Annotated in this window: 9 protein-coding genes; 2 read left to right on the forward strand and 7 right to left on the reverse strand. The window is 67.4% G+C overall.

Features of this window, described 5'->3' with window-relative positions:
* Positions 1-61 precede the first annotated feature (61 nt).
* The 3 genes from ACIQCZ_RS18105 to ACIQCZ_RS18115 all read right to left on the reverse strand — a co-directional run bounded on the left by ACIQCZ_RS18105 (position 62) and on the right by ACIQCZ_RS18115 (position 6,411).
* Positions 62-1,777 (reverse strand): protein kinase family protein, encoded by a 1,716-nt coding sequence (locus ACIQCZ_RS18105; protein ID WP_402283320.1) that lies wholly within the window; start codon positions 1,775-1,777, stop codon positions 62-64.
* A gap of 127 nt (positions 1,778-1,904) precedes the next feature.
* Complete coding sequence (murJ, locus tag ACIQCZ_RS18110) at positions 1,905-4,064, reverse strand: murein biosynthesis integral membrane protein MurJ (protein WP_402283322.1); 2,160 nt, start codon at positions 4,062-4,064, stop codon at positions 1,905-1,907.
* A 49-nt stretch (positions 4,065-4,113) separates the two neighbouring features.
* Positions 4,114-6,411, reverse strand: a complete 2,298-nt coding sequence (locus ACIQCZ_RS18115; protein WP_402283323.1) for a DUF6049 family protein — start codon at positions 6,409-6,411, stop codon at positions 4,114-4,116.
* Between the two features lie 183 nt (positions 6,412-6,594).
* Here ACIQCZ_RS18115 and ACIQCZ_RS18120 point away from each other — a divergent pair, with 183 nt between their 5' ends.
* Positions 6,595-8,037, forward strand: coding sequence for a CCA tRNA nucleotidyltransferase (locus ACIQCZ_RS18120; RefSeq protein ID WP_402283325.1), 1,443 nt, complete (start codon positions 6,595-6,597; stop codon positions 8,035-8,037).
* A gap of 175 nt (positions 8,038-8,212) precedes the next feature.
* On the opposite strand, the gene ACIQCZ_RS18125 is transcribed toward ACIQCZ_RS18120, so the two are convergent.
* The 4 genes from ACIQCZ_RS18125 to ACIQCZ_RS18140 all read right to left on the reverse strand — a co-directional run bounded on the left by ACIQCZ_RS18125 (position 8,213) and on the right by ACIQCZ_RS18140 (position 12,106).
* The gene (locus ACIQCZ_RS18125; protein ID WP_402283326.1) at positions 8,213-9,481 is read right to left on the reverse strand and encodes an MFS transporter; all 1,269 of its coding nucleotides are present in this window, start codon (positions 9,479-9,481) and stop codon (positions 8,213-8,215) included.
* A gap of 123 nt (positions 9,482-9,604) precedes the next feature.
* On the reverse strand, positions 9,605-10,687 hold the full coding sequence (locus ACIQCZ_RS18130) for an inositol-3-phosphate synthase (protein WP_402283328.1): 1,083 nt from the start codon (positions 10,685-10,687) through the stop codon (positions 9,605-9,607).
* A 61-nt stretch (positions 10,688-10,748) separates the two neighbouring features.
* The gene (locus ACIQCZ_RS18135) at positions 10,749-11,456 is read right to left on the reverse strand and encodes a helix-turn-helix transcriptional regulator (RefSeq protein WP_402283329.1); all 708 of its coding nucleotides are present in this window, start codon (positions 11,454-11,456) and stop codon (positions 10,749-10,751) included.
* 518 nt (positions 11,457-11,974) lie between these two features.
* A complete protein-coding gene (locus tag ACIQCZ_RS18140; RefSeq protein ID WP_402283331.1) occupies positions 11,975-12,106 on the reverse strand; it encodes a hypothetical protein in 132 nt (43 codons plus the stop codon).
* A 99-nt stretch (positions 12,107-12,205) separates the two neighbouring features.
* Here ACIQCZ_RS18140 and ACIQCZ_RS18145 point away from each other — a divergent pair, with 99 nt between their 5' ends.
* Positions 12,206-14,554 (forward strand): transglycosylase domain-containing protein, encoded by a 2,349-nt coding sequence (locus ACIQCZ_RS18145; RefSeq protein ID WP_402283332.1) that lies wholly within the window; start codon positions 12,206-12,208, stop codon positions 14,552-14,554.
* Positions 14,555-14,646 lie beyond the last annotated feature (92 nt).

The raw sequence follows: 14,646 nt of genomic DNA on the forward strand, positions 1-14,646 counted from the left end.
TGTGCCGACCGGGCCGACGGTACGAAAGGCCGGTGGGAGGAGCTCCCACCGGCCTGCTCCGTCAGCTGAGCACGGAGATCTCCGAGATCCCGCCCCGGTAGCCGTCGGACGTTCCGTCCGACGGGAGTTCGGTGATGTGGATCAGCACGTAGCGGGTCCGAATGGGCTTGTCCAAGGTCGTCTTCAGGTCGCTGCCCACGGTTTCGAGCTTCGTGAGGCGCTGGGGGAAGTCCGAGAGGGACGACGGGGCGGAAGTACCGGCATCGGCTGCGAGCACTTCGGCCTTCTGCCCGCTGCGGTACATAGTGACCTTGATGCCGGCGACGCTCTTCACGCTGCCCAGATCGACGACTATGCCGCTGCCGTCTCTGCGCTTCGGAAGGTTGCCGAAGTTCGCGTAGTCCTCATAGCGCAGAGTGATCCAGGCGGTGCTCGGGTCGCCGTCGATGGCCTTCGGCGCCAGCTCCTGCTTTATCCCCGAGCCATTGGGCATGAACTCTTCGGCACCGGCGATCCGCAGCGGCTTGAGCGGGGCCGAGGGCTTGTCGTCGCCGCTTTCCGGGGTGGTCTGTGTGGTGTCGTCGGTCCCCGAGTCCTTGCCCTGGTTCAAGAGCGTCTCGGCGAGCTGCCAGCTGCCGAGGCCCAGGGCGGCAATGAGCAGTGCGGACACCGCCCACTTGAGGACCTTGCCGGTGCGGCTCTGAAGCGGGGCCGGTGGCACGGCGATCACGGGCTGCGTGGCGCCGGGGCTTGCGGCCGGACGCCCGTAGGTGCCCTGCTGGTAGGTCGTGCGCTGATACTCCGGAGGCGCTGTGAAGGTGGGCTCCGGGGGGCGGATGCGGGGCATCGCGGCAACGGCCTTGGCCAGCTCGTCCGGGGTGGTGCACGGCTGCTCCTGCCGGGAGGCAGTGGCGCCGTCGTTGGCGAGTGCGCGCATGGAGAGCTCGGACAGGCCCCGATGCACGCCGGCCCGCACCTGATCGGGGGCGATCAGCCCCATTCCCTTGGGCAGCCCGGTCAGGCCGTAGGCGTCGGTCTCGTACGGCCAGCGCTGGGTCAGCGCGGCATAGAGCAGGGCGCCGATCGCCTCGGTGTCCGCACGTTGGGGGCTTTCGGAGGTGATGCCCCGCAGGGCGGCGTTCACCGCGAGGCCACGGATGCGGTACTGGCCGGTCGAACTCCGCAGCACCGCCCCGGGCGTCAGCCTCAGATGCGCGAGCCCTTCTCGGTGCGCTGCTGCCATGGCCTGGGAGACCTGGCTGACGAGCTGGTACGCGTCGTGCGCCTCCATCGGCCCCGAGGCCAGCAGAGAGGTGAGCTCGGTGGCGTCGGGGAGCCACTCATGGACGACGTAGACGAGGTCGTCCTCCTCCACCGCGTCGAGTACCTGCACGAAGCGCGGGTCGCCGAGCAGGGCGGAGGATCTGGCGGCGGCCAGTACGGAGCGGGCGCGCGGGTGATCGGCCGGGAGCAGATGAACGCCCACCGCGCGGCGCAGTTTCTCGTCGACAGCACGCCAGCTGCTGAATCCGTCCAGACGGGTGACGCACTCCTCAAGCCGGTAACGTCTGGCAAGTTTGTGCCCACTGTGCAGATCGGGGGTCGGCAGGGTGGTTTCGGAGCTGATGTGTTCTCCGTCCGTGTCCTGCGGCTCGGTGCCCGTCGTGTCCTGAGCTTCTGCCGTCCCGTCGGTCGTGGTCTCGTCCGCCTTGGCGGTCAGCGGTTCATCACCGCTGTTGTCGGCCACGTCGACGGCAGCCGTGCTACGTTCCGCCACCGTCGTTCCTGCCTCCCCATCCGTTGCGCGATGCCAGCCAGCTCTGCACAGTCACGCCAATTGTGCCCACACTCCGGCGCTATGCACGACACGCCAGGGGCGGTGATGGTTGTGCGGCCGGTGCTCCTCAGCGCCCGAGACGTCCTCGGACCATGCCGACCATGCCGTTGATCTCTTCGATCCGCATCCGCTTGGCGGCCACGAAGAAGACGCCCAGCAGAACGGCCCCACCACAGATCAGCGCGACGAGTGATCCGAAGGCTCCTTCGCCGAGGCCCAGAAGAACCGCGAAGCCCACGCCTCCACCGAGTACGGCCGCCGGGACGGCGGCCAGGCACAGGCGGGCGTAGGTGCGTACGACGTGGGCGCCGTCCAGGTCGCCGCCCAGCCGGTTGCGCAGCCGTCGCCAGGCGATGCCCACGCCGACGGCGTAGGCGAGTCCGTACGAGGCGGCCATGCCGACCACGGCCCACTGGGCCGGCAGAACCACGTAGCAGAGGGCGGAGGCGGCCGCGTTGACCGCGGCGACGATGACGGTGTTGTAGAAGGGCGTCCGGGTGTCCTCGTAGGCGTAGAAGCCACGCAGCACCACGTACTGCACCGAGTACGGGATCAGGCCGAGACCGAAGGCCATGAGGATGTAGCCCATGGAGCGGGCGGCTTCGGTGCCCGCGGAGGCGTACAGCAGGGTGCACATCGGCAGGCCGAGGGCGAGGAACATGAAGGCGACCGGCACGATCGCCACGGCGGAGTTCCGCAGCCCCTGGGAGATGTCGTCGCGGACGGCCCCCGGGTCGTCGTCATGGGCGGCCCGGGAAATGCGGGGCAGCAGGGCCGCCATGACCGACACGGTGATGATCGCCTGCGGCATGCCCCAGATGAGCTGGGCGTTGGAGTACGCGAGGAAGCCGGTGCCGTCCTTGCCGGACAGCTTGCCCGCCGATGTCGCGAGCTGGGTGACGACGATCACCCCGGCCTGGTTGGCCAGGACGAACAGGAAGGTCCACTTGGCCAGCTTGACCGTTTTGCCGAGCCCGTGTCCCTTCCAGTCGAAGCGCGGGCGGAAGCGGAAGCCGGCCTCGCGCAGATAGGGGACCATGGCCAGGGCCTGGACGATCAGACCGAGCAGGGTGCCGATGCCCAGGAGCCGGACGCCCTCCGGCGGGATCGTCTGCACACCCATCTGGGATTCGGCGGAGGTGCCGTAGACCCAGATGAACATGCCGAACGTGAAGATCATGACGATGTTGTTGAGGACCGGGGTCCACATCATCGCGCCGAACCTGCCGCGGGCGTTGAGGATCTGGCCCATCACGACGTGCACGCCCATGAAGAAGATGGTCGGCAGGCAGTACCGGGCGAACGTCACGGCGACGCTGTTGGCGGCCGCGTCCCCGGCGATCGTCGGCGACATCATGTGGATCAGCCACGGAGCGGCGAAGACGGCGATGGCGACGATGACACCGAGCGCGACCATGACCAGGGTCAGCAGCCGGTTGGCGTAGGCCTCGCCGCCGTCCTCGTCGTCCTTCATGGAACGGACGAGCTGGGGAACGAAGACCGAGTTCAGTCCGCCACCGACAGTGAGGATGTAGATCATCGTCGGCAGTGTGTAGGCGATGGTGAAGCTGTCGCCGAGCAGGGCAGCACCGAGCGCGGCGGTGATCACCAGGCTGCGGACGAAGCCGGTGAGCCGGGACACGAGCGTGCCCGCCGCCATCACGGCGCTGGACTTCAGCAGGCCGGACGCCCGGCCGCCGGACTTGGGCGGTGCGGGTGCCGGGGCAGGCTCGGGCTCGGCCGGAACGGACGGTGGTCCGGCCGGACCCTCCTGGTCCCGGAACAGGTGCGCGAAGGCGTCCTGCTGCTCCCGGTCGTCGGACGCCTGGCTGACGAGGTCGTCGACCCCGACGAACTGGGTGGTCGCCGGGTTGTCGCCGTACGGCAGGTGCCGCGACGGCCCGTCGGGCTCGGGCGGCGGGGTCTGCGCCCAGATGCGGGGGTCGGGTGCGTACTGCGCCGCGGGCGGCTGCTGGTACAGCGGCTGGGGCTGCTGATAGGTGCCAGGAGGTGGCGGCGGGTGCGCGGCGCGGTCGTACAGCGCCTCGTTCACCGGGTCCTGGACGGACAGATCCTGGGCCCGGTAGGGGTCGTAGTCGTACGCGGCCTGCAGGTACGGATCGGGCGTCGGCGGAACCTGGCCCTGTCCGGGAGGCGGCGCGGGCCCATCAGCAGACCCGGCTCCGCCCGCACCCTGACCGCGGTCACCGTCGTACGGCGCGTTCATCGAAACCCCACCTCATCGTCCCCGGCCGACCGGCCACGAAAGACATCGCTCAACGTTCCACTTTCTCACCGGGGCCTGACGGCGCCCCGCTTTCCGGACCGGTGTCCGGCGTCGGGTCACTCGGCTGCTCGGGTCCGCTGCCGTTGTCCCCGGCCGCGCCGCCCGCGTTGGCACGCTTGCGGTGGGTGTACATCCTGATGCCCGCGAGAACCAGAAGCAGCAGCCCGCCGGCGATCACCAGCAGCACGGTCGGGGTGAGCTCGGAGACCTTCACGGTGAAGGTCATCTCTTCGCCGTACGGAGTGCCGTCCTCGGTGTAGAGCTGTGCGGTCATCTGCACCTGGCCATTGACGTTGGCCGCGGCGTCGAACTTCACGGACTGGCTGTGACCGCCGGCGATCCGGATCGGCTGCTCCGCCACGGCTCCGCCGTTGTTCAGCTTGAGCCGGGTGGCGTTCTCCGACTTCAACCGGAGGACCAGATGGTCCACACCCTGCAACAGCCGGTTCTGCACCGTCACCGGGATCGTGGCGCTGCGGCCGGACAGGGTGACGTCCGACTTCGAGATGAGCTGGACCTCGTTGACGAGACCCTGCAGATAGGTGCGTACCGAGTCCCGGTACTGCTGGGCCTTCAGCGGGCTGCCGCGCCACGACGTCGACATGGACCGGTTGATCGCGTTGCCGAAGGGGGTCACCACCCGCTCGGGGTGGGTGAGGATGACCTGGAAGTCGTTGAGCGAGACCTGGGTGGACTTGATGTCCTGGAACGCCTGGGTGGGCAGTTCCTGGCTGCGGAGCTTCTTCGGGTACTGGGACGACCCGGGGACGCCGGTCGTCGCGTCCGCGTCGGGCTTCGCCTCGGCCGCGTCCACGAGCCCGAGAGGCTGCGTCCAGCGCTCGTCGTCGAGGGCGTGCAGGGCGCTGGCCATCGACTGGGCCTGGGCGACCGTCGGCATCCGCTGCGGTGCGACGACGATGCTCCGCTCCGTGTCGGTGTCCTGTTCCGTCAGAGCGAGGGTCAGAGCGAGGAACTTCTGCACGGCGAGGGTGGAGTTCCCCGCCGTCGACATATTGCCCTGGAAGGCCGTGGAGAGCCGGGCGTCCGAGACCACCGCGGTGGTGCCACCACCGATCGGACGGGCCGCGGTCGGTGTGTACGGCAGACCGCTGGTCTCCTGGAGGCTGTCGCTGCGGGCGATCACCTTGTGGGCGCCGGCCGAGGTGGCGACATCGACGATCGAGGGGTCGATCGCCCCGTCGACGGGCCAGGCGAAGTCCGTCGACGGTTTCACGTGCAGGATGGTCTCCACCGTAGTCCCGGCCACCTCGGTGGCGGTCTGCAGGTGGCTGAGGGTGCCCGACACGTTCTTGCCGCGGTGCGCGATGGAGGCGAGATCGGGGTCGCCGAACGGCAGCGCGACGACCTTGCCGTCCGACACCGCGGCCTCCAGCGAGGCGAGCCATTTCTTGGCGACGGCCTGGTTCTTCCCGGCGACGGTGGTGTCGCCGGACTTGACGCGGTAGTTCCGCGCCATCGCGTCGACACTGGCCAGCAGATCCGGGTCGATGACCCATGTCACGGGCAACTGGCTGCCCAACGAGACCAGCTGCTCGAGACGGCCGCCCGGAGCGAGCTCGGTGGCCAGTTCGTCGTCGGCGAACACGGGGGTCTGCTGATCGTCGGAACCGGTCTCTGCAGTGACATGGGCCGACGCGACGAGCGGCCAGAGATAGGTGATCTTCGTCCTGGAATCACGCTGCTCCTCCTGCCAGGGCAGGAAAGTGCGTTGGATCCCCAGCACATGGTCGTACCGGGCCCGGGAGGTCTGTCCCGACAGCGAGACACCGAGCTGGTAGACGCCGTCGTCGCCGAGCCCCAATTTGTCGACCGGGACGGACAGCGTGAAGTCCTGGCTGATTCCAGCAGGGAGCTTGGCGAACTTCACCGTGTACTTCCCGCCGAGCGGAGCGGGGTCGGTGCCAGGGACGTACCCGGTGCGCTTGGCGGCGGTGTCGATCGATGCCCTGCTGTAGAGCTTCGGGCCCACCCGCAGGTCGACCGCCGTCTGTGTGATCGTCTCCTTGCCGCGGTTGGTCACGGTGCCGGAGACGGTCAGGGTGTCCCCCTTCACCGGTGCGCTCGGAGCGAGGGAGTCCAGGGAGACCTTGACCGTCTCCGAGCCGGTGGGGGCCCGGTTCGTTCCGCCGGCCGATGCGGCCGGCGCCGCCGTACCGGCCAGCAGTGCGGCGACGAGTGGCGCCCCGATGATCAAGGAGGCTGTGCGCCGCAGCCATCGACGGGCAGGAGACGGACCGATCTCCTGGATGTCTGCCGCCTCGGCCACGCGCCTACCCGTCCCTCGTCGTCGTCGGTTGGTGTCGATGGTTGTCGGTTGCTGCGTCCCCGCATGGTAACGATGTGCGCGGGTACCAAGTGCTGCGGAGTCCGCTACATGATCGGAAGAGTCTCGCAGGGCGGGACGAAACCAGGACGACCGGGCCGGTCCGGGCACGTACCCTTTTCTGTTGTGTCGAACGCCAATGAAGACAGCCCCAGTGCCCTGACCCAGGTGCAGCACCGCGCAGTCAGCGAACTGCTGCGGGTGTCACCGGTCGCCGACGACCTCGCCCGCCGTTTCCAGGATGCCGGATTCAGTCTCGCCCTGGTCGGCGGCTCGGTCCGGGACGCACTCCTCGGCAGGCTCGGGAACGACCTGGACTTCACGACCGACGCCCGCCCCGAGGCGGTGCTGAAGATCGTCCGTCCGTGGGCGGACTCGGTATGGGAGGTCGGGATCGCCTTCGGCACGGTGGGCGCCCAGAAGGACGGTTACCAGATCGAGGTGACGACATACAGGTCGGAGGCGTACGACAGGACCTCGCGCAAGCCCGAGGTGTCCTACGGCGACTCCATCGAGGAAGACCTCGTCCGTCGTGACTTCACGGTCAACGCGATGGCCGTCGTGCTTCCGCAGAAGGACTTCATCGACCCTCATGGTGGTCTTGAGGACTTGGCCGAGCGTGTACTGCGCACTCCCGGCACACCCGAGGAGTCCTTCTCGGACGATCCACTGCGCATGCTGCGCGCTGCTCGCTTCGCGGCGCAGCTGGACTTCGACGTCGCCCCCGATGTGGTCACGGCGATGACGGAAATGTCCGGGCGTATCGAGATCGTCTCCGCGGAGCGGGTCCGGGAGGAGTTCAACAAGCTGCTTCTCTCCGCCCGCCCCCGCAAGGGGCTGGCGCTGCTGGTCGACACGGGGCTGGCACAGCAGGTACTGCCCGAGCTCCCCGCCCTCCGCCTGGAGAGTGATGAGCATCACCGTCACAAGGATGTCTACGAGCACTCGCTGACCGTCCTGGAGCAGGCGATCGACCTGGAGGAGGACGGTCCCGATCTGGTTCTGCGTCTGGCCGCCCTCCTTCATGACATCGGCAAGCCGAGGACACGACGCTTCGAGAAGGACGGGCGCGTCTCCTTCCATCACCACGAGGTGGTGGGCGCCAAGATGGTCAAGAAGCGGATGACCGAGCTCAAGTACTCCAACGACATGGTCAAGGACGTCTCGAAGCTCGTGGAGCTTCATCTGCGTTTCCACGGCTATGGCGACGGAGAGTGGACCGACTCCGCGGTGCGCCGGTACGTACGTGACGCGGGCCCCCTGCTGGAGCGGCTGCACAAGCTGACCCGATCGGACTGCACCACGCGCAACAAGCGCAAGGCCGCTGCCCTCTCGAGGATCTATGACGGGCTTGAGGAGCGCATCGCTCAGCTCCAGGAGAAGGAGGCGCTGGACGCCATCCGGCCCGACCTGGACGGCAACGAGATCATGAAGACTCTGGGGATCGGACCTGGGCCGGTGATCGGCAAGGCGTATGCGTTCCTGCTGGAGCTGCGGCTGGAGCATGGGCCCATGGAGCATGACGAGGCGGTTGGGAAACTCAAGCAATGGTGGGCCGGGCAGAACTGAGGCCGGTGGCGGTGCGGTCAGTGGCCGTACGGCGGCTGTGCTCATGTTTCACGTGAAACATGAGCACGAACACGACCGGGACCCGGTATGACGAGGGGCGCTGTTTCACGTGAAACAGCGCCCCTCGTCACACCTGAACGCCGACGCTGCGACCGGAACGACTACGGGACAGCTCTTAGAGCGTTCTGTCGGCTCGGCTCCAGCGGAAGAGCAGTAGGGCGGCGACCGCATAGAGAACGGCCACACCGGTCACCAGCACGGCCGACTGTCCATCAGGAGGCAGCATCAGGGCGGAGACCGCGGCGGCGCCCACGAACGCCACGTTGAACAGCACGTCGTAGAGGGAGAAGACCCGGCCGCGAAAGGTGTCGTCCACCCAGGTCTGCACCACCGTGTCCGTCGTGATTTTCGCCCCCTGTGTGACGAGTCCGAGGACGAACGCCGCCGCGAGTATCGGTGCGGGAACGAACCACAACCCCAGAGCGGGTTCGAGGACGGCCGCCGTCGCCGCGCACACGGCCATCCAACGGAACCGGCCGAGCCGCCCCACCGCCCAAGGCGTCACCACGGCCGCCGCGAAGAATCCCGCTCCGGAGATTCCCACCGCCAGCCCGAGGAGGGCCAGGCCCTCGGACTCGCTGTCGGACCAGGCGTACCGGCTCAACATCAGCACCATTACGGTGAGTGCCCCGTAGCAGAAGCGGAGCACGGTCATGGCGGCCAGTGCCCGGGTGGCCTGCCTCCGCTCCGCCAGATGGCGCAGCCCGTCCACAAGACCCCGGGCGGTGATGGCCAGCGCCTTCCCTAGCCGGATGCGACGCCCATCCTGATCCGGGCCCAGGAGCCTGGTGGCAAGGCTCAACGAGACCAGTGCCGAAGCGAGGTAGAGCACGGCGCCCAGCAACACCACCGCCGCATCGGAATCGGCGAGTACCAGCCGCACGACGAAGGCGAGTCCGCCGCCGGCCGTGGCGGCGAGCGTGCCCGCGGTCGGTGAGAGTGAATTCGCCAGCACCAGCCGGTCCCTGTCGACGACTCGCGGCAGTGCGGCCGAGAGTCCGGCCAGCACGAAACGGTTGACCGCGGTGACGCACAGCGCCGAGGTGTAGAAGAGCCAGTCCGGTGCGGAGCCGAGGATCAGGAGTGCGGTGCAGCAGGCGAGTGCGGCGCGCAGCAGATTGCCGTACAGAAAGACCTGGCGTCGCGGCCAGCGATCCAGCAGAACGCCGGCGAACGGGCCGACGAGCGAGTAGGGCAGCAGCAGCACAGCCATCGCGGAGGCGATGGCCCCCGCCGATGCCTGTTTCTCCGGGGAGAAGACGACATGCGCTGCCAGCGCCACCTGGTAGACGCCGTCGGCCGACTGGGAAAGAAGTCGTACGGCGAGCAGACGACGGAAGTTCCGAAGGCGCAGAAGTACGCGCAGATCACCTACGACGGGCATGTGCTCAAGAGTCACATACGTTGAGGGTCCCTGGGCGGATTACCCAGGGACCCTCAACGGTTCGGAACGGGAGGAGCGTTGCCGCTCGTCACCGTTCACGCCGACGCGCCGTGTTCGGTCGCGTCAGTTGGAGACCTCGCCCCTGATGAACTTCTCGACGTTCTCGCGGGCCTCGTCGTCGAAGTACTGGACCGGCGGGGACTTCATGAAGTACGAGGAAGCGGAGAGGATCGGGCCACCGATGCCGCGGTCCTTGGCGATCTTCGCGGCGCGGACGGCGTCGATGATGACACCGGCGGAGTTCGGGGAGTCCCAGACCTCCAGCTTGTACTCCAGGTTCAGCGGAACGTCACCGAAGGCGCGGCCCTCGAGGCGCACGTACGCCCACTTGCGGTCGTCCAGCCAGGCCACGTAGTCCGACGGGCCGATGTGGACGTTGTCCGCACCGAGCTCGCGGTCGCGGATCTGGGAGGTGACGGCCTGCGTCTTGGAGATCTTCTTCGACTCCAGGCGCTCACGCTCGAGCATGTTCTTGAAGTCCATGTTGCCGCCGACGTTCAGCTGCATCGTGCGGTCCAGGATGACGCCCCGGTCCTCGAAGAGCTTCGCCATCACGCGGTGCGTGATGGTGGCGCCGACCTGCGACTTGATGTCGTCGCCGACGATCGGGACACCGGCCTCGGTGAACTTGTCCGCCCACTCCTTGGTACCGGCGATGAAGACCGGGAGAGCGTTGACGAACGCGATCTTGGCGTCGATGGCGCACTGGGCGTAGAACTTCGCGGCGACCTCGGACCCGACCGGCAGGTAGCAGACGAGAACGTCGACCTTGCGGTCCTTGAGGACCTGGACGACGTCGACCGGGGCCTCGGCCGACTCCTCGATGGTCTGGCGGTAGTACTTGCCCAGACCGTCGTGGGTGTGGCCACGCTGGACGGTGACGCCGGCGTTCGGCACGTCGCAGAGCTTGATGGTGTTGTTCTCGCTGGCGCCGATGGCGTCCGCGAGGTCGAGTCCGACCTTCTTCGCGTCGACGTCGAAGGCGGCGACGAACTCGACGTCGCGCACGTGGTAGTCGCCGAACTGGACGTGCATCAGACCGGGCACCTTGCCGGCCGGATCGGCGTCCTTGTAGTACTCGACGCCCTGGACCAGCGAGGCGGCGCAGTTGCCCACGCCGACGATGGCTACGCGAACCGAACCCATTCCGGTTGCTCCCTGTGTGTAATGGATGTTCCCGATGAGGCCCCGCGGTTCTGCGGGGACCTCACTTTGAGGTGTCGTCGGACGGATCCGGCGGGGTGTCACCCCGGTGCCGGGGCAGGCCGTCCGTCTCTCCTGCTGTGTTCTGCTGAGCTTCGCTCCCGGGCGAGGATCGTCGCTGATCCCGTCCCGACCGCTCGCTCTCGATGAGCTCGTTCAGCCAGCGCACTTCGCGCTCCACGGATTCCATGCCGTGTCGCTGCAGCTCAAGCGTGTAGTCGTCGAGGCGCTCGCGCGTGCGGGCCAGAGAGGCGCGCATCTTCTCCAGGCGCTCCTCCAGTCGGCTGCGCCGGCCTTCCAGCACCCGCATCCGCACCTCGTGCTCCGTCTGACCGAAGAAGGCGAAACGAGCCGCGAAGTGCTCGTCCTCCCAGGAGTCGGGGCCGGTGTGCGAGAGCAGCTCCTCGAAGTGCTCCTTACCTTCTGCCGTCAGCCGGTAGACGATCTTGGCGCGGCGCCCGGCCAGTGAGGAGGCGGGGGCGACCGAGCGGCCGGCGGCGGGTGGAAGATCGACCGGGGGGCTGCCCGGCTCCTCGATCAACCAGCCGTTGGCGACCAGCGTCTTGAGGCAGGGGTAGAGGGTGCCGTAGCTGAAGGCGCGAAAGATCCCCAACGAAGTGTTGAGGCGTTTGCGCAGCTCGTACCCGTGCATCGGGGATTCGCGGAGCAGACCGAGAACGGCGAATTCGAGGATGCCGGAGCGTCTGCTCAAGTTGGCCTCCTCCTTCTCCGCGCTTCACCGAGTGCTCCTGCGGAGCCCTGTGTCGAGTCGATGTACCGAGCTGATGTATCGGCTCGATACATCACGACGATAGATCGGTCGCCGCTCTGCGACAAGAGGGGCCATCGTGAACGGCGTCACATCGTGAATTCGTAGGCACCGACTTGCGCTGTTTGAGGTGAAGTTCGGCCCTAGGGGGGTTTTGGCCGTGCGTAGTCTGTCCGGCATGCAGACCACCGGGAACCGCGAGACGCGCATACGCGTCGGTTTTCGCGGACTAGCCGGATGCACTGCGGACGAGCCCGTCGCAGGGCTGGCCCGCAATTCGGGGGACCGGATCTCAACTGCCGCTTCCAGGCGCTCTCGCCTGCCCGAGGAGTAGTCGTTCCATGAGCGAGCACCGTCGCAAAACGCCGCAACCGCAAGGTGGGGGGCGTGCAGCGGCCAGACGAGCCGCCCAGCAGTCCTCAGGACGCCGCGCAGCTCCGTCACGCGGAGTAACATCAGAATCACCTTCCGGTGCGGATGGTGGTGACAGTCCGTACGGCGGGCGCGCGGCGGCCAGAAGGGCCGCCCAGCGCGGCGGCGGGAGCCGTGGCGGCGGCGGTGGCCGTCGTCGTGGTGGCGGCGACGGTGGACACGAGGGCCCGGGCAGGGGACGTGGCCGGGGTGGCCAGGGTCCTGTCAAGAAGCGCTTCATCGACTACCCGCGCGCCGGGAAGTACGGCTTTCGACGCTGGGTGCCGTCGTGGAAGCTGGTCTCCGGTCTCTGCGTCGGCTTTCTCGGCCTGATCATGGGCCTCGCCGGTCTCGCGTACGCGATGGTGACCACGCCCAGCGTGAAGTCCACCGCGAAAGCGCAGAACAACGTCTACTTCTGGGACGACGGCTCGCAGATGGTTGCCACGGGCGGTGAGGTCAACCGTCAGATCATCGGCTACGACCAGATTCCTGAAGCCATGCGGAACGCGGTCATCTCGGCAGAGAACAAGTCCTTCGAGCACGACAGCGGCATCGACCCGATGGGTATCGCCCGTGCCCTGTACAACATGGCCAGTGGCGGCGAGACCCAGGGTGGTTCCACGATCACCCAGCAGTACGTGAAGAACTCGTACCTGTCTCAGGAGCAGACCCTGAGCCGGAAGTTCCAGGAACTCTTCATCACGCTCAAAGTCACGAACACGAAGGACAAGAAGGACATCATCCGTGACTACCTCAACATCTCGTACTACGGGCGGGGTGCGTCGGGGATCCAGGCCGCGGCCCGCACGTACTACGGCAAGGACGCCAAGGATCTGAACCCGAGCGAGTGCGCCTTCATGGCCACGCTGCTCAAGGGAGCCTCCTACTACGACCCGGCGGGCGCCCCCGAGATCGACGAAGTGCAGGCCACCAAGGCGAAGAACACCGAACGGGCCAAGAAGCGCTGGAAGTGGATCCTCGACGAAGAGGTGAAGGACAACCGCCTCTCGGCGACGGAGCGCGCCAAGTACACCGAGTTCCCGACGCCCAAGCCGCCGAAGAAGAACGCCCAGCTGGGCGGTCAGACCGGCTACCTGGTCGACCTCGCCAAGAAGTACTTCCTCAACAACAACGACCGGGGCGTCACGGCGGAAAAGCTCGCCCAGGGTGGCTACGAGATCCACACCACCTTCAACAAGAAGAAGGTCAAGGAGCTCGACGCCGCGGTCCAGAAGGTCTACGACAGCAAGATCAAGCCGAAGCAGCGCCCCGAGACGGACACCCACGTCCAGTTCGGCGGCGGGTCGGTGGATCCCAAGACCGGTGCCATCGTGGCGATCTACGGCGGTGAGGACGCGACCAAGCACTACACCAACAACGCCGATCCCACCGGTGCGCAGGTCGGCTCGACCTTCAAGCCGTTCGTGCTGGCGGCAGCGATGCAGTACGGCAAGCGCGACCCCTCGCTCCCCGCGGACCAGGCCGACGCGCAGCGTGAGAAGGTCTCGCCGCTGAGCATCTACAACGCCGACGACAAGCTGAAGATCAAGAAGTACAACGGCGAGATCTGGGAGGACGAGAACGGCAAGGAGTGGCTGCAGGCCAACGACGGCCATGAGTCGCGGGGCAACATCACCCTTCGTGAGGCGATGCAGTGGTCCGCCAACTCCCCCTACGTACAGCTGGGTATGGACGTCGGCACCGACAAGGTGAAGGACGTCGCCCTCGCCGCAGGGCTCAAGGACGACAACAACATGGCGAATTCGAATGTGCCGTCGTTCTCCATCGGTACGTCCTCGCCCAGTGCGATCCGCATGGCCGGCGCGTACGCGACCTTCGCCGACAGCGGTATGCAGCGCGAGCCGTACTCGGTCACCGAGGTGAAGCACGAGGGTGAGGTCATCTACCGGCACAAGGAGGCGTCCAAGCGCGCCTTCGGCCCGGACATCGCCGACAACGTCACCGATGTTCTGAAGAACGTCGTCGAGAAGGGAACCGGTACCCCCGCACAGCTCCCCGGCCGCGACGTGGCGGGCAAGACGGGTACGACGGACGACAACAAGTCGGCCTGGTTCGTCGGCTACACCCCGCAGCTGTCGACGGCCATCAGCATGTACCGGCTGGACGACAACGAGAAGAACGCGAACCGCAAGTTCGAGAAGATGTACGGGACGGGTGGTGAGAAGACCATCCACGGTGCCTCGTTCCCGGCCCAGATCTGGCACGACTACATGGCGGGCGCGCTGCAGGGCCAGCCGGTCCTGACCTTCCCGGAGCCGACGCCGATCGGTGAGAAGGTCTACGGTGGCGGTGCGCAGAGCCCCAAGCCGACGCCCACGATGGAGACGTCGCCGACGCCGACCGCCCCGGCGTCCGAGTCGCCTTCGGCACCCCCGTCCCCGCCCGCGCCCGACCCCAGCGAGACCTGCAGCGTTTGGGACCGGAACTGCCAGAACAGCAACGGTGGAACCAGTACCGGTGCTGCGAACGGCGGAGACGTCGGTGGCCCCGATCCCGACCCGTCGACATCCACCACGCCACCGGTCGGCGGCAACGGGAACGGTAATGGGAACGGCAACGGGAACGGGAACGGGAACGGTGGAATCTTCGGAGGCCCGGCCGGTTAGCGGCTCCCCTGCCGGGTAGACAGGCGATCGAGCCGGCTGGGTTCCCGTCGAGGGCCGTCGCACCACATGGTGCGGCGGCCCTCGACGTTTCC

The sequence above is a fragment of the Streptomyces sp. NPDC093149 genome (assembly GCF_044754145.1).
Lineage (GTDB): Bacteria > Actinomycetota > Actinomycetes > Streptomycetales > Streptomycetaceae > Streptomyces.